Annotated in this window: 17 protein-coding genes and 1 pseudogene; 5 read left to right on the top strand and 13 right to left on the bottom strand. The window is 32.7% G+C overall.

Annotated features, from left to right (window positions below; all coding sequences use genetic code 11):
• Nucleotides 1–16: 16 nt before the first annotated feature.
• The 4 genes and pseudogenes from ACPWTF_RS09735 to gcvP form a co-directional block, all read right to left on the bottom strand.
• Nucleotides 17–865 carry a glycosyltransferase gene (locus ACPWTF_RS09735; RefSeq protein WP_427875296.1) on the bottom strand — a complete coding sequence of 283 codons (849 nt, stop codon included), beginning with the start codon at nucleotides 863–865 and terminating at the stop codon, nucleotides 17–19.
• Between the two features lie 88 nt (nucleotides 866–953).
• Nucleotides 954–1,481, bottom strand: coding sequence for a methyltransferase (locus ACPWTF_RS09730; protein WP_427875295.1), 528 nt, complete (start codon nucleotides 1,479–1,481; stop codon nucleotides 954–956).
• Between the two features lie 281 nt (nucleotides 1,482–1,762).
• Nucleotides 1,763–2,821: a 3-oxoacyl-ACP synthase III family protein gene (locus tag ACPWTF_RS09725; RefSeq protein WP_379798881.1), complete on the bottom strand. Its 1,059-nt coding sequence runs from the start codon at nucleotides 2,819–2,821 to the stop codon at nucleotides 1,763–1,765.
• A 410-nt stretch (nucleotides 2,822–3,231) separates the two neighbouring features.
• A pseudogene (gene gcvP, locus ACPWTF_RS09720) lies at nucleotides 3,232–6,080 on the bottom strand (aminomethyl-transferring glycine dehydrogenase).
• Between the two features lie 197 nt (nucleotides 6,081–6,277).
• Here gcvP and ACPWTF_RS09715 point away from each other — a divergent pair.
• On the top strand, nucleotides 6,278–7,090 hold the full coding sequence (locus ACPWTF_RS09715) for a hypothetical protein (RefSeq protein ID WP_427875294.1): 813 nt from the start codon (nucleotides 6,278–6,280) through the stop codon (nucleotides 7,088–7,090).
• Nucleotides 7,091–7,556: 466 nt separating this feature from the next.
• Here the strand turns inward: ACPWTF_RS09715 and ACPWTF_RS09710 are convergent, their stop codons facing one another.
• The 6 genes from ACPWTF_RS09710 to ACPWTF_RS09685 form a co-directional block, all read right to left on the bottom strand.
• On the bottom strand, nucleotides 7,557–7,952 hold the full coding sequence (locus tag ACPWTF_RS09710) for a DUF1090 family protein (protein ID WP_427875293.1): 396 nt from the start codon (nucleotides 7,950–7,952) through the stop codon (nucleotides 7,557–7,559).
• Nucleotides 7,953–8,019: 67 nt separating this feature from the next.
• The gene (locus ACPWTF_RS09705; protein ID WP_427875292.1) at nucleotides 8,020–8,475 is read right to left on the bottom strand and encodes an SRPBCC family protein; all 456 of its coding nucleotides are present in this window, start codon (nucleotides 8,473–8,475) and stop codon (nucleotides 8,020–8,022) included.
• 142 nt (nucleotides 8,476–8,617) lie between these two features.
• Nucleotides 8,618–9,526, bottom strand: a complete 909-nt coding sequence (locus ACPWTF_RS09700) for a TIGR01777 family oxidoreductase (RefSeq protein WP_427875291.1) — start codon at nucleotides 9,524–9,526, stop codon at nucleotides 8,618–8,620.
• A gap of 163 nt (nucleotides 9,527–9,689) precedes the next feature.
• Nucleotides 9,690–10,508 (bottom strand): hypothetical protein, encoded by an 819-nt coding sequence (locus tag ACPWTF_RS09695; protein WP_427875290.1) that lies wholly within the window; start codon nucleotides 10,506–10,508, stop codon nucleotides 9,690–9,692.
• 27 nt (nucleotides 10,509–10,535) lie between these two features.
• On the bottom strand, nucleotides 10,536–11,276 hold the full coding sequence (locus tag ACPWTF_RS09690) for a YqjF family protein (RefSeq protein ID WP_427875289.1): 741 nt from the start codon (nucleotides 11,274–11,276) through the stop codon (nucleotides 10,536–10,538).
• Between the two features lie 61 nt (nucleotides 11,277–11,337).
• On the bottom strand, nucleotides 11,338–11,841 hold the full coding sequence (locus ACPWTF_RS09685; RefSeq protein ID WP_427875288.1) for a GbsR/MarR family transcriptional regulator: 504 nt from the start codon (nucleotides 11,839–11,841) through the stop codon (nucleotides 11,338–11,340).
• Between the two features lie 137 nt (nucleotides 11,842–11,978).
• Between ACPWTF_RS09685 and ACPWTF_RS09680 the strand changes: the two genes are divergently transcribed.
• The 3 genes from ACPWTF_RS09680 to ACPWTF_RS09670 all read left to right on the top strand — a co-directional run bounded on the left by ACPWTF_RS09680 (nucleotide 11,979) and on the right by ACPWTF_RS09670 (nucleotide 14,082).
• Complete coding sequence (locus tag ACPWTF_RS09680) at nucleotides 11,979–13,241, top strand: cation:proton antiporter (protein WP_427875287.1); 1,263 nt, start codon at nucleotides 11,979–11,981, stop codon at nucleotides 13,239–13,241.
• A gap of 246 nt (nucleotides 13,242–13,487) precedes the next feature.
• Entirely contained in the window at nucleotides 13,488–13,730 is a 243-nt protein-coding gene (locus tag ACPWTF_RS09675) for a type II toxin-antitoxin system HicA family toxin (RefSeq protein ID WP_095931523.1), read from the top strand.
• Nucleotide 13,731: 1 nt separating this feature from the next.
• Nucleotides 13,732–14,082 (top strand): type II toxin-antitoxin system HicB family antitoxin, encoded by a 351-nt coding sequence (locus ACPWTF_RS09670; RefSeq protein ID WP_427875286.1) that lies wholly within the window; start codon nucleotides 13,732–13,734, stop codon nucleotides 14,080–14,082.
• A gap of 31 nt (nucleotides 14,083–14,113) precedes the next feature.
• Here ACPWTF_RS09670 and ACPWTF_RS09665 read toward each other — a convergent pair whose 3' ends face one another.
• Complete coding sequence (locus ACPWTF_RS09665; protein WP_095931521.1) at nucleotides 14,114–14,773, bottom strand: SanA/YdcF family protein; 660 nt, start codon at nucleotides 14,771–14,773, stop codon at nucleotides 14,114–14,116.
• Nucleotides 14,774–14,916: 143 nt separating this feature from the next.
• Nucleotides 14,917–16,944 carry a M3 family metallopeptidase gene (locus ACPWTF_RS09660; protein WP_427875285.1) on the bottom strand — a complete coding sequence of 676 codons (2,028 nt, stop codon included), beginning with the start codon at nucleotides 16,942–16,944 and terminating at the stop codon, nucleotides 14,917–14,919.
• Between the two features lie 219 nt (nucleotides 16,945–17,163).
• Between ACPWTF_RS09660 and ACPWTF_RS09655 the strand changes: the two genes are divergently transcribed.
• Nucleotides 17,164–17,835: a hypothetical protein gene (locus ACPWTF_RS09655; protein ID WP_427875284.1), complete on the top strand. Its 672-nt coding sequence runs from the start codon at nucleotides 17,164–17,166 to the stop codon at nucleotides 17,833–17,835.
• 115 nt (nucleotides 17,836–17,950) lie between these two features.
• On the opposite strand, the gene purE is transcribed toward ACPWTF_RS09655, so the two are convergent.
• A complete protein-coding gene (purE, locus tag ACPWTF_RS09650; RefSeq protein WP_007803541.1) occupies nucleotides 17,951–18,436 on the bottom strand; it encodes a 5-(carboxyamino)imidazole ribonucleotide mutase in 486 nt (161 codons plus the stop codon).
• Nucleotides 18,437–18,533: the final 97 nt, after the last annotated feature.

The raw sequence follows: 18,533 nt of genomic DNA, 5'->3' as shown, positions 1-18,533 counted from the left end.
TTTAATTTTTTTAAGATTAAAAAAGCTTTTGTTTCATTTTTGCAAAACGATAATTTCTAATAAATTTAGCCTGTTCGGGGGTAACTAATAAAGGAGTATTGGCTTTTTTGGCTTTCCAAAAACCTCTTATATAATCTAAAAACAGAAATGGTTTTTTCTTCATCATCGCCAATTTTGCCGAAGCAATTGCGGTGATCCAAAATCCATAACCTAATGTGTAAAACGCTTCGCCTTGTTTGTAACGAGCTGTTTTGTTGTAATTTGCTCCCGTTGGTTTTAAATGTTTTACATGTAAAGATTGGTCGGTTACAATTTTCCAATCGTAATATTTGCAAAGCAATTCATCAACAGTATCCCAACCCATTGCAGGACGTAAACCACCAATTTGCTGATAGGTTTCTTTTCTATACGCTTTTAAAGCTCCGCGAATATGATCTTTATCGGTAAGATTTTCTAAAACCCATTCGCCATTTTTATCAATGTAACAGAATCCTCCAGCCATTCCAACTCTTTCATCTGATTCGAAATGTTTAATAATGGTCTCAAAATAGTTTGGAGGGAAAATTAAATCGCCGTCTATTTTTACAATGATATCATAATTGGAATCTAAAGTTTCAAAACCTTTTTGAAAAGCCTGAATCACTTTGCTTCCAGGCATATGAATTGCATCTGAAGTTTTATTTACAACAGAAATATACGGATTGTTTGTTGCAAAACCCAACACGACTTCTTCAGTATTATCTGTAGAATTGTCATTTACCACCACAACTTTTGATGGCAAAACAGTTTGAGAAACCAAAGATTCTAAAGTCAAGCCTATTAAATCTTGTTCGTTGTGTGCGGGAATGACGATGTAGTATTTCATTTTAAGAATTTTAGATTTTAGATTTTAGATTTTAGATTGTATGGAAATCATCTAAAAATCAAAAATCAAAAATCGTTAATCTGCAATCTTAGTTCTTAACTTTTTCAGCCACAACAATATAATATCTCGGAATGAAATATCTTAATAAGGGTCTGAATCCGATTTTTTTTACTGGATGTGTAAATTGTAATCGATCGGTAATTTTCCAGCCCGTTTTTTCTAAAAGCCAATCCAATTGCCAATCTTCAAATTCATGGTAATGTCTGTCCCACATATCGGTTTTAGAACGATATGCTGGTGAAAACCATAAGCGTAATGGAATTGAAATTAATAGTTTGTCACATTTTACGTTTTGTAAAACTGTGTATGGATTTAGTAAATGTTCGAAAATCTCAAATGCAGTAAAAACAGTATATTCTTCCGTTTGTAGCGCCGTATGGTCGTTGTCTAAATCTTCGCCTTTTGTGTTTTTTACGGTATAACCATTTTCTTCCATTATCTTAGAAAACGGATTGGGTACACCAAAATCAAAAATGGTTTCAGATGTGCTAACGTGCTTTTTTAAAAACTCTAAGGTAAGTTTGAATCTTTTATTCGGAAACGTTTTTTCGTACATAGTTATTGCGAACGAATTAATCTCTCGTTCTTGATTTTAATTAGGTCGCAAATATACTAAAAAAGTATTCAGTGTTCAGTTTTTAGTATTCAGTTGCGGTGCTAAGTTTTAAAATGAATTTCTCGCAAAGACGCGAAGTCGCAAAGTTTTGATTAAAAAAAATAAACCATATAAGTAATATAAGTTCAATTAAAAGAAAACTTAATTGAACTTATATTACTTATATGGTTGAAAACTTAGTGACTTCGTGTCTTTGCGAGATATTTACTCGACTTTAAATTTTAATATCTATAAACAAAAGCATTAATATTCATTCCAGCTCCTACTGAAGCAAAAATAAGAACATCTCCTTTGTTGATTTCATGGTTTTCTATTTTTCCTTGTAAAATCAAATCGAATAGAGTAGGCACAGTTGCAACACTGCTATTTCCTAGATCATGAATACTCATTGGCATAATATCTTTTGGAGCCGTTTTATCGTAAAGTTTGTAGAAACGTTCGATAATCGCTTCGTCCATTTTTTCGTTTGCTTGGTGAATCAGGATTTTTTTCACTTCATCAATTCCAATTCCGCTTTTATCTAAACAGCTTTTCATAGCGCATGGAACATTGCTTAAAGCAAATTCGTAGATTTTACGCCCATACATTTTAATGTATTTAATGTCTGGATCTAAATCTGGATTATACGATTTTCCGAAGAAAAGATAATTCGCTTCATCATTGGCATAAGTAGCACTTTCGTAAGACAACAATCCAGCATCATCTGTGGATGCTTCTAAAATTGAAACCCCAGCTCCATCAGAATAAATCATAGAATCACGGTCGTGATCATCTACAACTCTAGATAAAGTCTCGGCACCAATTACCATTACTCTTTTTGCCATTCCAGATTTGATAAAAGCATTTGCTTGTAAAACGCCTTCAATCCATCCTGGACATCCAAAAAGAATATCGTAAGCCACACATTTAGGATTTTTAATTCCTAATTTATTTTTAACTCTTGTTGCTAAACTTGGTAAAACATCAGTTTGATGCGTTCCTGTTTTTACGTCACCGAAATTATGCGCAAAAATAATGTAGTCTAAAGTTTCTGGATCGATTCCCGCATTTGCAATTGCTTTTTCAGCCGCAAAGAAAGCTAAATCAGAAGAATTATATTGTGGTTCGGCATAACGGCGATTCTCGATTCCCGTAATACCTTTAAATTTTTTAATTACAACTTCATTAGGATAACCAAAAGGAGTTCCGTCCTCATTTAAAAAAACATGTTTATCAAAATCTGTGTTTTTTACTTCTAAATTAGGAATATAACTCCCAATACCAATAATTTTTATTTTCATTTCCCTTTAATTATCCGATAAATTTAGTGCTAATGTATAAATAATATTATGATAACTATCATAAAAAATAGTATGCATGCATATAATTATGAAATAACTATTTTTCTGTAAATATATTGTCTTTTTTCTAATGATTTTTTAATATTTCCTAGATTTCAAACGATTGAAGGAGATTTGCAGACTAATCTTTTTTTGCTATTACCTTGATTTTACTGAATTAATTTCACAAAAGATTAGCAGAAAGTTATGTTTCTTTAAATCAGATTTCTTCTTTGTTGCTTGAGTTAGAAAGTTTCAAGTTTCAGGTTTCAGGTTTCAAGTTATGCTGGAGCTTGAAACCTGAAACAAAAAAATAAACCCGACAAGTTTTTAAAACCTGTCGGGTTTGGACATTATAAGAAAACTAAATTTTAGCTTTCCATGTAAGCTTCAATAGGAGCACAGCTACAAACTAAATTTCTGTCACCATAAGCATCGTCAACGCGACGAACAGATGGCCAGAATTTATTGTCAGCAATATACTCTAATGGGTAAGCCGCTTTTTCTCTAGTATAAGGGAAATCCCAATTGTCTGTAGTTAACATTGCCAATGTGTGAGGTGCATTTTTCAATACATTGTTTTTATCATCAGCTGTTGCAACTTCAATTTCTTTTCTAATTGAGATAAGAGCATCACAAAAACGATCTAGTTCTGCTAAATCTTCAGATTCTGTAGGTTCGATCATTAAAGTTCCTGCTACAGGGAAAGAAACCGTAGGAGCGTGGAAACCGTAATCCATTAAACGTTTAGCAATATCACCAACCTCGATTCCGTTTTCTTTGAATGCACGGCAATCTAAAATCATTTCGTGAGCTGCTCTTCCACATTCTCCAGTATAAAGAATTGGGTAGTGTCCTTCGAAACGAGATTTCATGTAATTAGCATTCAAAATAGCGTGCTCTGTAGCGCTTTTTAATCCTTCAGCACCCATCATTGTGATGTAGCCGTAAGAGATTAAACATACTAAAGCAGATCCGTAAGGCGCAGATGAAATTGCTGTAATAGCTTGTTCACCACCTACTTTTAAGATTGGGTTGGTTGGCAAGAAAGGAACTAATTTCTCGTTCACACAAATTGGTCCAACACCAGGTTCACCACCACCGTGAGGAATAGCAAATGTTTTGTGTAAGTTTAAGTGACAAACGTCAGCACCAATTGTAGCAGGATTTGTTAATCCAACTTGCGCGTTCATGTTTGCACCATCCATATATACTAATCCGCCGTTATCGTGGATTAATTTTGTGATTTCAATAATTGAAGATTCGAAAACTCCGTGAGTAGAAGGATACGTAACCATTAAGCAAGATAAATCATCTTTGTGCTCAATTGCTTTTTCTCTTAAATCATCTACATCAATATTTCCTTCTGGAGTAGTTTTCGTAACAATGATTTTCATTCCAGCCATCGCTGCAGAAGCAGGATTGGTTCCGTGAGCTGATGAAGGAATCAAACATACATTACGATGACCTTCGTTTCTTGACATGTGGTAAGCACGAATTGCCATTAATCCAGCATATTCTCCTTGAGCACCTGAGTTTGGCTGTAAAGTTGTTCCAGCAAATCCAGTAATTACATTTAATTGTTGCTCTAATTTTTTAAGCATTGTTATGTAACCTTCTGCTTGCTCAACTGGTGCAAACGGGTGAATGCTGTTCCAGTTTGGCATTGAAAGAGGCAACATTTCAGAAGCTGCGTTTAACTTCATTGTACAAGAACCTAATGAAATCATGGAGTGATTCAATGATAAATCTTTACGCTCTAATTTTTTGATGTAACGCATCAACTGACTTTCTGAATGATGATTGTTGAAAACATCATGTGTTAAGAAAGAAGATGTTCTTTCTAATGAAGCAGGTAATTGACTAGCTTCAGTTAATTCAGAAACAGAAATCGTTTCTTTTCCTAAAGCTTCAGCAAAAATAGCAACGATTTGGTTGATATCGTTAATTGAAGTCGTTTCGTTTAACGAAATAGAAATTGATTCAGCATCAGGATAGAAGAAGTTTACTTCGTTTTTCTCTGCTACAGCTTTTACTTTTTGAGCGTCTGCTTTTACTAAAATAGTATCAAAGAAAGCTGTGTTAGTTTGGAAAACTCCTAATTTATTTAAAGCCTCAGCAGTAGTAACTGCAGATGCGTGAACTTTGTTTGCAATATATTTTAATCCCTCTGGACCGTGGTAAACTGCATACATTCCAGCCATAACTGCTAGTAAAACTTGAGCGGTACAAATGTTAGAAGTTGCTTTTTCACGTTTAATATGTTGTTCACGAGTTCCTAAAGCCATACGTAAAGCGCGGTTTCCATTTACGTCAATAGAAACTCCGATAATACGGCCTGGCATAGATCTTTTGTATTCGTCTTTAGTTGCAAAAAATGCAGCGTGCGGACCACCATAACCCATTGGTACACCAAAACGTTGTGAAGTTCCAACCACAACTGCAGCTCCCATTTCTCCCGGAGAAGTTAAAGTAGCAAGTGATAAAATATCGGCAGCAAAGGCAACTTTGATTTCGTTTTCTTTTGCTTTAGCAACAAAAGCGCTGTAATCGTTTACCTGACCGTATTTTCCTGGGTATTGTAAAATAGCTCCAAAAAACTCAGTCGAAAAATCAAAAGTTTCGTGGTTTCCAACAACTAATTCAATTCCAATTGGAGTTGAACGTGTTTGAAGTACTGATAAAGTTTGAGGTAAAATTTCTTCAGAAACGAAGAATTTGTGTGTATTGTTTTTCTTTTGATCACGAGTACGAACATCAAAAAGTAAAGCCATAGCTTCGGCAGCAGCTGTACCTTCGTCCAATAAAGAAGCGTTTGCAATTTCCATTCCTGTTAATTCGATAACAGTAGTCTGGAAATTTAAAATTGCTTCCAAACGACCTTGAGCAATTTCTGCTTGGTAAGGCGTGTAAGCAGTATACCATCCTGGGTTTTCGAAGATATTTCTCTGAATTGGCGCAGGAACGATAGTTGGATGATAACCCAAACCAATATAAGATTTGAATACTTTATTTTTCTTCCCTAATTCTTGAATGTGATTTGCGAATTCATATTCTGTCATCGCAGGATCTAAGTTCAAAGGTGCTTTTAAACGAATATCGTCCGGAAGGGTTTCATAAACAAGTTGCTCAATTGAGTCAACTCCAATAGTTTTCAGCATGTGCTGAAGATCAGTTTCTCTTGACCAATGTGTCTTAAAGCAAAAGCATCTGTTTTCATTTGTAGCTATCTATTTTTTTAAATTGATGTGTTCGTACACCATTTTGACATACGAATCACATTTAAAAGTAAATGTGTTGTTTTTTTGTGGCGCAAAATTAAGTATTATTAATAATTTAATAGGTATTTTTAACTTCAATTTTTATCAAATTTATAACTAAAGAGTTGATTTGTTACTAATTGATTAGATTTGAGATATGAAACTTTTAAAACAAATTTTCGATTTTTATTTAAACAGCAGTATTCACGTGGCTTTATCGTGTTATGCTTTGGTCCGAATTACATTTCATGTGTTTCATATTCAGTACGATGAGCCAATGGCATTGTTTGTTTTTTTTGGAACAATTGTAGGATATAATTTCGTAAAATATGATGCGCTAGTCCGTGTAAAGAAAAATCCTATTGGAACTCAACTAAAAATTATTGCTGTTTTAAGTTTTATTTCGGTGATTTTAGTTGGCTATTATTTTTTTCATTTAAAGAGAATAACACAAATAGTCTCCGTTGGAATTTTTGCCATAACCGCACTTTACACTTTACCTTTTTTTCCAAATCGAAGAAATGCCAGAAATTGGGCAGGAGTAAAAATCTACATTGTAGCGCTTTGTTGGGTTGGTGCTACTTTGGTTTTACCTTTAATAAATGCAGAGATTCCAGTTACTATAGATTTCTTTATTAAATGCATTCAAAGATTCGTATTGGTTTTTGTACTGATTCTAGTTTTTGAAATTTTAGATTTAGCCAATGACGATCCGCATTTACAAACCGTTCCGCAGACAATTGGAGTAAAGAAAACCAAGTTTTTAGGATTTTTGTTATTGATTCCGTTTTGGTTTTTAGAAGTTTTTATTTCGACATTCAATATTCATGACGCGATTATAAATCTTATTATGGTCATCATGCTGATGTTGTTTATTGCTTTCGCCAATCCGAATCGTTCCAAATATTACACTTCCTTTTGGGTCGAAAGTGTTCCGATTTTTTGGTGGCTTATGATTGTGTTTTTATAAATAAATCTTATATCTAGAATAATTTGGGCATGTTTCGCCGCGGCGAACCGGGCTTTCGGCTATATCTTTACTCCGCTTCGCTCCATAAAAGGATACCGCCTCTATCCCTCACGCAAACTGTAAAACGAGAAAATTCGTTTTCAAAATTTAGCATTTTCAGCATAGATAAATATTGCCAATGATTTCAGTCCTTCGCAGCGGATTCCTTACAAAACGTTTCCCGCGGTTGAAACCGCGGGCTATGTTTGAAATTAGAATTAGAAAATAAATTTTAATCGAATTTGTCTCTGAATTGCCTCCAGCTTTAGCTGGAGGTAAAAAAAAGCCTTCAATAACGGCTTTAGCCAAACTTTGGTTTTTGGCTAAAGCCAGATATTCTATCCTAATTTATCCTCCAGCTAAAGTTGGAGGCAACTGAAATTAATATTATAAAATCTGCCCAATCTGCTAAATCTGCGAGAAAAAACTATTTCGTTTTCTGCTCCGCCAAAGCTTTATTCAAATCTGCTTTAGCCTCATTTAGTTTTTTTCTTTTCTTGTCGATTTTTTCTTTGCTTTCCTTGTCTTTAATCGCTTCGTTCAAATCGGCAGTTCTTTCGTTTACTTTTTGCTGTTTTTCTTTTACCTTTTTGTCAAGATCTTTGTTGACTGTTTTGGTAGTGCAGTTTTTCTTGGTTTGTGCAATCGCTTCTTCAACACCTTTAATCTGATTTTGATTTCCCGCTTTTTTCGCAGCAACCAATTTTGTGTTTAATTCACAAAGCTTTCTTTCACATCCTTTTAGAGTTGTACAATTACTTTGAGAAAATCCGATAAAAGAAATGGTAAAGAAAACTACAGTTAATATCGTTTTTAATTTCATAAGTATACTTTTTTGATTTCTAATTATTCATTTTAAGGATAATACTTATAAAAGTAAGCAATTTATATTAAACGACTTTTTCAGAAACGGCTTTCAAAACCTTATTTCTTTCTAAAAGAAAATTAGTAAGATGCTTTTCCAAAAACAAAACATTAAAAAGTTCACCGAATATTCCAAACGGAATTTCATATTGTAATTTGTCTTTCATGATTGTAATTCCATTTTCTTCTTCAAAAAAATGTTCATGTTTAAACGATTTGAATTTACCGCGTTCCATTTCATCCACAAAATAATCATAGAAATTCATTGCAGTGATACGGCTTTTGTGAGTAAGGTAAAGCCCAAAATGTTTGCCACGCCAAGTTACGGTTTCGTTTAAATTAATTAAACTAGACGTTACACCAGCAATTGCTTTTTCTTTTGACGGACTTGCCGATTGCTGATGAATATCAATATTTCTTGAAGCATCAAAAACGATTTGTTTTGCGGCTTTTATTTTGGTTGTGAGGTTTATTGTTGTCATGATTTAAGTTTAGTTTTCCGCATTTTTGTCATCCCGAGGAACGAGGGATCACACTAGAGACTCCACAATACATATCGACAATTCTTTGTCGAGCTTCGTGTGTGATCCTTCCTCCGTCAGGATGACAAAAAATGCGTAGTTTTTAACGCAATAAATTTTTAAAAGCCTCATCAATATCCCCAAACTTAAACCCAAACCCATTATCCAAAAGTCGTTTCGGAACTACGTTTCTACTTTTCAAAACCAATTCTGTTTCTGTTCGAATAAAAAAAGATCCAATTTCAAGAAAAAATTTATTCATTGAAATTCCAAAAGGAAAACCAACTGCTTTTCGAAGTTTCTGCATAAAGTCAACATTTCGAATTGGTTCCGGAGAAACAATATTAATAACGCCAGTAATTTCTTTTTGAATAATAAAATCAATTGCATTTGCAAAATCTTCTTCATGAATCCAACTTATAAACTGATTCCCTTTTCCTTGTTTTCCTCCAAAACCAATTTTAGCCAAAGTCTTTAACGGAATAAAAGCACCGCCATTTTTTCCTAAAACGATCGAAGTTCGCAAAGCTGTTTTTAAAGTCTTTGGGGTTTCAGTTTTAAAGAATGCTTTTTCCCAAGACAAAGCGACATTTATAGAAAAGTCATTTCCGATTTCGCCATCAACTTCATCCATTTGTTTATCTAATGAAAATCGATAAATGGTTGAGGTAGATGAATTCAGCCAATGTTTTGGCGGATTTTGACAATTTAAAACTGCTTTATTTAGAATTTTGGTGCTTTCAATTCGAGATAATAGAATCTCTTTTTTGTTCTCTTTCGTGTAACGGCAATCAACAGATTTTCCTGCGAGATTAATTAAAACCGTTGCATTCTCCAATTCCTTTTCCCAACCCGAAAAAGTTCTGGCGTTCCAATTTACATATTTGATTCCGTCAATTGTTTGAGATTTCCCTCTTGTTAGAATTACAATCTCTTCAAATTTATCTTTGAAATTATTGACTAAAACTTGTCCCAGAAAACCTGTTCCTGCTGCGATAATAAGTTTTTCCATTGGTTTGTATGTTTGGTTGCCACGAATTACACGAATTTACACGAATTATTTTTGCCACAGATTAAAGGATTTTAATGATTTTTACGCAATTAATAAATCCGAATAATCACTTTAATCTGTGGCAAAAATTATAAAAATAAATTTGTGAATTCGTGGCTAATGATTAATTTAAAATTAAAAGTAAAGCGAGAATTCGATAAAAAATCCAAGTGAAAGATAAATAAAAAGGGAGTTTTAAAATTTTCACCCTTCTAAAATGTTCCAAAAACATAATCAAAACCGTCATTCCAAACCAACCTAAAATAATCGTTTGTGGAAGCTGGAAAAACTGACTTGAAATAAAAATCGGCATCAAAATTAAACTTCCCATTAAAGAAACCGTCATTAAATTTCCTGCGTAATTGAGAATCGTTTGTTTGTGAAATTTCAGCAGCAGTAAACTTTGAAAAACAATTTGTCCACAAGCCAAAATAATTTCTCTGGTAATATTAGATTTTGGCAAATTCGGAATCAAATTAGAATATCTAAATAAAACAAAACTCGTTATTGTCAATGCAAACGCAATAAATAGAAATCTGTATTTATAATTAAAATCTGGTGTACATTGCAATTTATTTTCTTCTTTTACATTTCCAGGAATAATTACTTTTCTATTGTAAGAAACAAAAGAATACATTTTTTTTAAGATGAAATGAATGGGTTTTATAGTCGCAATTTTTTCAATTAAAGGAAAAGAAAATCCAATAACTTTTATCAAACTGTCAATTCCGTAAGTGACTGTTTTTGTTTTATTGTTGATCAAAGCAATTTCGTTTGGAGCACGTTTTAAGTCTACAAAATTTTGTTCTTCTGCAGATAATTGGCAATACGATTTTCTTCCGTTTTCATCAAGCATTCCGCTTTTTACAAATCCAGTTGTGTACAAACTGCAAAGCGGACAATCTTCATCATAAAGTAAGGTTTGGTTTTCTAACATTTTCATGATTTTTGGTTTTAAAGATGAATAGTTTTATGCGTATAACTCTTCTTTGACAGGAGTCAGCTCAATTTTTCTTTTGTTTTTAACCGTAATTCTTGAACCTTCAGCCAAGAAAATTGAGGTTGGTTTTTGCGTTTGAAGAAATCCAAAATCAGTTCCGTAATTTTTTTCGAAATCAACATCAATTCGGTGATTTAAAACTTCAAATTGTTCCCATCTCGGATGCTGAACTTCATATTCAAAAGTCGTTTCTTTGTCGATTTTAGTATATCCGAAATAATGTTCTGTAATAAATTCTGCTTCAGAATCGATTTCGATTTTACTCAAATCTTTTTTGGTTTCAATTTCAATTGTGTTCCATTCTTTTTCATTTTTCCATTGATAAATGAAAGTATTGCTATTTTTATTTTCAATGATTTCATGTTTCATTTTCTGAGTTTCATAATGTTCTTGATACAAAGTATTCGCAATAAAAGTGATCGCTTTTTTAGGAACAATTTCTTTGATGAAAACGACACCGCGTTTCCATTCACCATTTTCAAAACGCTTTACATAAAAACGTAGATTCACTTCTTCAAAATTGATGTGAAACGGAACTTTCAATCCTAAAACTTTGGTATTTTTAAACATAAATCCAACCAAGCTTACGTAACATTTGTTGTTCCAAATGTCAATTTGAGTTCCTGCAGGAAGATATTTTTCTAGAATTGTAGCATCAATTCCATAATTGAAAAGTGCTAAATTTTTCCATTCTGCTTTTAAGAAGTTCATGATAAGTTGTTTTTAAGTTTTTTAAGTTTCAGAAAAAAATGAAAGTTTGTATTAAATTTTTTTATTTCATCATTTTTATAACCAGTTTTCCTAGCCAGTTATCATTAAATTCAGTCATTTTGTCCAACATATTGTCTGCTTTTAAAACGAAATCATACAATTTGGTAGTTTGATCTACAAAGTGTTTTTCTTCTGCCGAATCTTTTGCTTCAATAGTCGAAACTTCTTTTAAGATTTTCAGCGTTGGCTTGATTTCTCTTTTGCTTCTTTCTCTGGAAATTTTAACTGCTAATTCGTCTAAATCTTTTTCTGCCGTAAAGAATTCTTTTCTTTCTCCAGCTTTGTATTCTTTATAAACAATTCCCCAATCCATTAAACCTCTTAAGTTCATGCTGGCATTTCCACGGGAAATTTGCAATTCTTCCATAATGTCTTCCATAGAAACAGGTTCATTCGAAACCATTAATAAAGCGTGGATCTGTGCCATCGTTTTATTAATACCCCATTGAGTACCTAATGCTCCCCAGGTTTGTACAAACTTATTTTTTGCTTCTTTGAATTCCATGAATCAAATGTAAGTAAAAGTTTTTAAACTTTCAAAAATAATTGAAACATATTTAACGAATTATAAAGTTATGTTAATTCAAACCTTGAAATTTTTGATTAAATAATGATACAGCTATTTTTGTAAAAATCACATTTATGGAATTATACTACACATTTTCGGTACTTATTGTACTGGCTTCTTTCTTCGCCTATTTAAATTTAAGATTTTTAAAACTTCCAGGGACGATCGGAATTATGATTATTGCGATGCTGGTTTCCGTTGGAATTCGTCTTTTGGGAGATTCTTATTTTCCTGCAACCACCAAACATTTTTTTGATTTAATAAAAGAATTCGATTTCAACGAAATCCTAATGGGAGCAATGTTGAACTTTCTTTTGTTCGCCGGCGCACTTCACGTAAATATGGCAGATCTTAAAGAGCAAAAAGTTCCCATTATGATTTATTCTACAGTAAGTGTAGTATTGTCAGCTCTAATAATTTCTGGTTTACTTTTTTACATCGCACCACTTTTAGGAATAAATATCCCTTATATATTTTGTTTAGTTTTTGGAACCTTAATTTCACCAACCGATCCAATTGTAGTTTTAGGCGTTCTAAAAGAAGCGAAAGTTCCTAAGAGAATCGAAACCAAAATTGTTGGTGAATCTCTATTTAATGATGGAGTAGCCGTAGTGATGTTTGCTGTTGTTTTGAAAATGGCAACCGACCCAACATTTGATATGACTTTTGGTTCTATTGCTTGGTTATTTGCAAAAGAAGGAATCGGCGGACTTTTATTAGGTGCTGTTCTTGGGATTTCGGCATCAAACGTTATGAAGAAAATAGACGATTATAAAGTCTCAGTTTTAATCACGCTTTCTATTGTAATGGGGGGATTTTTGATTGCTCAAAGCTTACACGTTTCTAGTCCGCTGGCAATGGTTGTTGCCGGATTGATTATTGGTAATTATGGTAAAAAAGTAGCAATGAGCGAAGTTACCCAAGATTATCTAGGGAAATTTTGGGAACTTATCGACGAAATATTAAATGCTATTTTATTCTTATTTATTGGTTTTGAATTGTTGTTACTGCCAGATTTAAATAAACAATTGATAACAGGTTTTGTAGCCATTTTTATTGTTCTTTTTTCAAGATTAACTTCTATCGTTTTACCTTGGAAATTCTTTGATATCTTCAAATTCTTCGGAATCAGGTCTGCTTATAACAAAGGATCTCTGATGGTTTTAGTTTGGGGTGGAATTCGTGGTGGGGTTTCTATTGCTTTGGTACTTTCTATGCCTGAAGGAGAATACAAAAACCTTTTACTTGAAGTAACTTATATAGTAGTTTTATTTTCAATTGTAGTGCAAGGACTTACTGTTGGGAAATTGGCTAAAAGAGTTTTGGAGAAAGAGTAAAAAGAATATAGAATAAAGAGTAAAGAGTAAAGAAAATAGATGATAGAGTAAAGATTTTATTTTAAAATCATTTAATAAAGGACTTGCAAAAATATTTGCAGGTCTTTTTTTTGATTTGTTTTTCGATTAGATATTTCTGGTTTTAAAAATACGGATACAAATTGAAAGATTTTTCTTAATTTTACTTTCTGGTTTAATTTGTAACTAAATTGTAGTTGCAGATTAAAGATTTAATTATAAATTTGTATGAGTAAGATTGATAAACTTATTGAAAGATTAAAATCAAAACCAAAAGATTTTTCTTGGGATGAAATGCTGAAAGTTTTAAATCACTTTGGTTATAAACAAATCTCACAAGGAAAAACTGGTGGTTCAAGAAGAAAATTTGTGAATGAAAATAAACAGATTATAAGTCTACACGAACCACATCCGCAAAAAGTTTTGAAAGGATATCAGATTGATATTATTATTGAATATTTGGAATTGTAATATGAAAAACTATTTAGAATATAACGGCTACATTGGGACTTTAGAATTTTCTTCGGATGATAAAATATTCTTTGGAAAAATTCAAGGTATAAATGATTTAGTAACCTTTGAAGGATCTTCGGTTGCCGAATTGGAAGCATCTTTTAAAGAAGCTATTGAAGATTATTTAGAGACATGTAAATTGTTAAATAAATCCCCGGATAAAACTTATAAAGGTTCTTTTAATGTGAGGGTGTCTCAAGAGTTACATCAAAAAATAGCACTTTTAGCTTCCAGAAAGGGATTGAATTTAAATGAAGTTGTAAAAGAAGCATTGTCTTACGTTGTCAAACATGAAGAAATTTTAAATTAGAAACCCGAAACAAAAATGTTTCGGGTTTTGTTTATCGTTTATCTTCTTTAGAATAATTAGATTCTCCATTAATATTAATTTCTCCGCCTAAAAAACGAGGTTCCCGATTTCTCAAAACATCAAAAAAGGATTTAAAAACTGAGCCATATTCTCTAAAGCGAACATAATTATATCCAAGATATTCTCCATGGTTTGCAGAATATCCAGCTGATTTAATTCCGAGTTTTTGTCCGATATAAATAGCGCGATTTAAATGATATTCCTGCGAAATTAAAGTCGCTTTTTTAATCTTAAAAATATGTTTTGCCCGATACATTGTTGAATAGGTATCGAAACCTGCATAATCAATAAATATCTTTGTAGTGTCGACGCCATGATTGTAGCAATAATTTTTCATTACTGTCAATTCATCATATTCATCACGGCCGTTATCTCCAGAAAGCAGAATTTTATTGATGCGTTTAGCTTTCCAAAGCATAATTCCAGCATCTAAACGATCTTTTAGATATTTGCTTGGCTGATTTCCGTTGATTCCTGCGCCAAAAATAATTCCGACATCATTTTTAGGAAATTTTTTAATGGAATAGTGAATGTATCTCTTAGTAGAAGATTTTACATAGTAATTTACTGAAACGACAGCAATCAATCCGATAATTGCAAGATAAAGCACTATTTTAAAATATTTTTTCACGGCTGGTATTTGTAAGATTAAGATTTAAAACACGAAGATAGTTAAAGTAAAACCAAATAAAAAACCGAAGTATTTCTACTTCGGTTTCAAAATTTAATTCTGTAGGAAAGTTAGCAACTTAGGAGCTTAGTATCTTAGAAACTCTATAATAATCCCGCTCTTTTCAACAAAGCTTCAGGCTTTGGTTCTTGTCCTCTAAAACGTTTGTACAAAGTCATAGGATGTTCTGTTCCTCCTTTAGAAAGAACATTGTCTTTGAATTTCTTTGCAATTTCTTCGTTGAAGATTCCATTTTCTTGGAAATATTCAAAAGCATCTGCATCCAAAACTTCTGCCCATTTGTAGCTGTAATATCCAGAAGAATATCCACCTTGAAAAATATGAGAAAACGCTGTACTCATAGCATTTTCTTTTACATCTGGATATAATTGTGTATTAGCAAATTGTTCCGTTTCGAAAGCTTTTAGATTTGTAATATTGGTTGGATCTTGTCCGTGCCAAGCCATGTCTAATAATCCAAAACTTAACTGACGTAATGTTGCTAAACCTTCTTGAAAACTGGCACTTTCTTTAATTTTCTGAACGTATTCAATCGGAATGATTTCTCCCGTTTCGTAGTGATTCGCAAACAAAGCCAAAGCTTCTGGTTCGTAACACCAGTTTTCCATAATCTGACTTGGTAATTCTACAAAATCCCAGTAAACAGAAGTTCCCGATAAACTTGGATAAACTGTATCAGCCAGCATTCCGTGTAAACCGTGACCGAATTCGTGGAATAAAGTGGTTACTTCATTAAAAGTTAATAAAGACGGTTTTGTTTCGGTTGGTTTGGTGAAATTACAAACGTTAGAAATATGCGGTCTTTCGTTTATACCGTCTTTCACATATTGTGATTTAAATGAAGTCATCCAAGCACCGTTTCTTTTTCCTTTTCGTGGGAAGAAATCAGCGTAGAAAATCGAAACTAAATTTCCGTTAGCATCTTTTACTTCGTAAGTCGTAACTTCTTCGTGGTATTTATCGATATCAAAAACCTCGGTAAAAGTTAAGCCGTATAATTTTTTGGCAACGGTAAAAGCGCCATCTAATACTTTTTCTAACTGAAAATAAGGTTTTAGTTTTTCATCGTCTAAATTAAAAAGTTGTTGTTTTAATTTTTCAGAATAATACGCACCGTCCCATTTTTCTAATTGTTCAATTCCGTCTAACTCTTTTGCAAAAGCAGTTAATTCAGCAAATTCTTTTTGAGCTGCTGGTTTTGCTTTTGCTAATAAATCATTCAGGAAAGAGAAAACTTTCTCTGGACTTTCGGCCATTCTTTCTTCGAGAACAAAATGTGCGTGTGTTTTGTAACCTAATAAATTTGCTCTTTCATGACGAAGTTTAGCAATTTTTAAAACGTTTTCCTCGTTGTTGAATTCGTTATTTTGAAATGCTTTTGCACCAAATGCAATTGCCATTTTTTTACGCAATTCACGATTATCTGCATAAGTCAAAAACGGAACATAACTTGGATGGTCTAAAGTGAAAATCCAGCCTTCTTTTTCTTGGTTTTTAGCTAATAATCTTGCAGCTTCGATTGTTCCTTCTGGTAAACCTGATAAATCCTTTTCATCCGTTAAATGCAATTCGAAATTGTTGGTTTCTGCCAAAACATTTTCACCAAACTGTAAACTCAATTTAGATAATTCTTTGTCAATTTCTCTTAATTGGTTTTTCTTGTCTTCGGGCAAATTGGCACCGTTTCTCGAAAAGCTTTTGTATTTTTTATCTAATAAAGTTGTTTGTTCAGGATTAAGATTTAAACTTTCTTTTTGATCGTATACGGCTTTTACTCGTGCAAATAAATCAGCATTCAATCGAATATCATTTCCAAATTCTGAAAGTAAAGGCGAAACTTCCTGCGCAATTTTCTGCATTTCATCATTCGTTTCTGCCGAATTTAAATTGAAGAAAATACTAGAAAGACGATCTAAAATATCGCCCGAAAAATCCATCGCCACAATTATGTTTTCAAAAGTTGGCACATCTGGATTATTTACGATTGCATCAATTTCGGCTTTAGCCAAAGCAATTCCTTCTTGAAAAGCCGGAACGTAATCTTCTATTTTAATTTGAGAAAAAGGGGCTGTATTATGTTTAGTTATAAATTTTGAAAGTAAGACGCTCATTATGATATAAAATTTTTTATTAATTGAACTCGAAATTTTTGAATTCCAAAGATAACAATTTATAAAAATCTAATTGGATATAAAGAATTCATTCTGGGCATAAAACTCTCTTAAATTGTGTTAGAGATATGTTATTTATTGTTGAAGGTGGTTTGAAAAGGCGTAAATTGAGAAAAAGCTTAGAATACAAAATTCTAATCATAAATTATAAAAACTGAAATGATGAATTATCAAGTAGTAATTAAGAATATTGATACGGTGAATGAAGTAGAAGGATATTGGTCTGATGAAGATTTTATTCAGTTATTAGGAAAATTTAATTATCCCGACGGTGCGACAGCTGAGAAAAGCAGTTTGCCAGAATTACTAGAAATGGCTATTTCTGATTACGAAGCTAATGAAGCCGCTGCAATAGTTTTAGAATATAAATTGGGAGAGGAATTAACGGAAGGACAAGTGGAGCAAATATCAAACAATATGTTAATTGATAAGGTTTGTGAAGAATATCCAGAAATTCACATGCAAGGGACTTTATTTCATATTAATCAATTACTTTTTAAAGCATATAACGGAAAATTTCCAAATGCAAAAGCTTCTATAGTTCATTTTTCTATGACATCAACTGATGGAGAAGCACAAAAACTGACAGCCGAAAATGTATTGAAATTATTGAATAAAGGATTGTCTGATAGAAATCTTATCAAGAGATTGTTTGAAAATCAAATCTCGCAAAACATTCCATTTCCAGAAGCTGAAAGTATTATTTGGGAATTGACGACAGAGGACAATATAAATTATGATTTGGTTACTTCAGAGAATTGGATAAATAAAGAAGATATAAACGAATCTGAATTTGAATCTGTTTTGGAAGAAGTTGAAGATGCGGCTTAATTCAAAAAAGAGATAAAATTGTAGATTTAGTTTCACAAAGAAGCTCAAAGAAAAAACACAGAGATTCACAAAAATTTTGTGGGCCTCTGTATTCTTTTTGTGTATCTCTGTGGAATTACTTTTTTAAACCTTCAGCAGCTTTATTAACCGCCGCTTTCAATTCTTCTTTGTAAGAAATAATAGTATCTAAAACTTTTTTATCGTGACTTCCGATGATTTGTGCTGCTAAAATTCCAGCATTTTTTGCTCCGTTTAAAGCAACAGTTGCAACAGGAACTCCGCCTGGCATTTGCAGAATTGATAAAACAGAATCCCATCCATCAATAGAATTACTTGACTTAACAGGAACTCCAATTACAGGAAGCGGAGACATTGAAGCCACCATTCCAGGTAAATGCGCCGCACCGCCCGCACCGGCAATAATTACCGAGATTCCTCGAGTATGTGCATTTTTACTGAAATCGAATAATTTCTCCGGCGTTCTGTGTGCCGAAACGATATCTACTTCAACTTCTATATTAAATTGTTTTAATATGTCGATTGCATCCTGCATAACTGGCATGTCGGAGATGCTTCCCATTATAATAGCTACTTTGCTCATGTTTTTTGTTGTATTTGTTTACTTCGTCTGTTCGGCTAAAGCCTCGGGTCAGGTTTAAAGTTTCAAGTTTTGTTGAGACTGAAAATTGTCATTAGTT

Source organism: Flavobacterium sp. MMS24-S5 (assembly GCF_050320125.1).
GTDB classification, from domain to species: Bacteria; Bacteroidota; Bacteroidia; order Flavobacteriales; family Flavobacteriaceae; genus Flavobacterium; species Flavobacterium tyrosinilyticum.
The sequence above is the reverse complement of the archived record's forward strand: the minus strand, read 5'-3'. Positions and strand labels throughout refer to the sequence as shown.

Coding starts and splice junctions, on each gene's coding strand:
- ACPWTF_RS09735 (WP_427875296.1), bottom strand. CDS start 865: ATGAAATACTACATCGTCATTCCCGCACACAACGAACAAGATTTAATA.
- ACPWTF_RS09730 (WP_427875295.1), bottom strand. CDS start 1,481: ATGTACGAAAAAACGTTTCCGAATAAAAGATTCAAACTTACCTTAGAG.
- ACPWTF_RS09725 (WP_379798881.1), bottom strand. CDS start 2,821: ATGAAAATAAAAATTATTGGTATTGGGAGTTATATTCCTAATTTAGAA.
- ACPWTF_RS09715 (WP_427875294.1), top strand. CDS start 6,278: ATGAAACTTTTAAAACAAATTTTCGATTTTTATTTAAACAGCAGTATT.
- ACPWTF_RS09710 (WP_427875293.1), bottom strand. CDS start 7,952: ATGAAATTAAAAACGATATTAACTGTAGTTTTCTTTACCATTTCTTTT.
- ACPWTF_RS09705 (WP_427875292.1), bottom strand. CDS start 8,475: ATGACAACAATAAACCTCACAACCAAAATAAAAGCCGCAAAACAAATC.
- ACPWTF_RS09700 (WP_427875291.1), bottom strand. CDS start 9,526: ATGGAAAAACTTATTATCGCAGCAGGAACAGGTTTTCTGGGACAAGTT.
- ACPWTF_RS09695 (WP_427875290.1), bottom strand. CDS start 10,508: ATGAAAATGTTAGAAAACCAAACCTTACTTTATGATGAAGATTGTCCG.
- ACPWTF_RS09690 (WP_427875289.1), bottom strand. CDS start 11,276: ATGAACTTCTTAAAAGCAGAATGGAAAAATTTAGCACTTTTCAATTAT.
- ACPWTF_RS09685 (WP_427875288.1), bottom strand. CDS start 11,841: ATGGAATTCAAAGAAGCAAAAAATAAGTTTGTACAAACCTGGGGAGCA.
- ACPWTF_RS09680 (WP_427875287.1), top strand. CDS start 11,979: ATGGAATTATACTACACATTTTCGGTACTTATTGTACTGGCTTCTTTC.
- ACPWTF_RS09675 (WP_095931523.1), top strand. CDS start 13,488: ATGAGTAAGATTGATAAACTTATTGAAAGATTAAAATCAAAACCAAAA.
- ACPWTF_RS09670 (WP_427875286.1), top strand. CDS start 13,732: ATGAAAAACTATTTAGAATATAACGGCTACATTGGGACTTTAGAATTT.
- ACPWTF_RS09660 (WP_427875285.1), bottom strand. CDS start 16,944: ATGAGCGTCTTACTTTCAAAATTTATAACTAAACATAATACAGCCCCT.
- ACPWTF_RS09655 (WP_427875284.1), top strand. CDS start 17,164: ATGATGAATTATCAAGTAGTAATTAAGAATATTGATACGGTGAATGAA.
- purE (WP_007803541.1), bottom strand. CDS start 18,436: ATGAGCAAAGTAGCTATTATAATGGGAAGCATCTCCGACATGCCAGTT.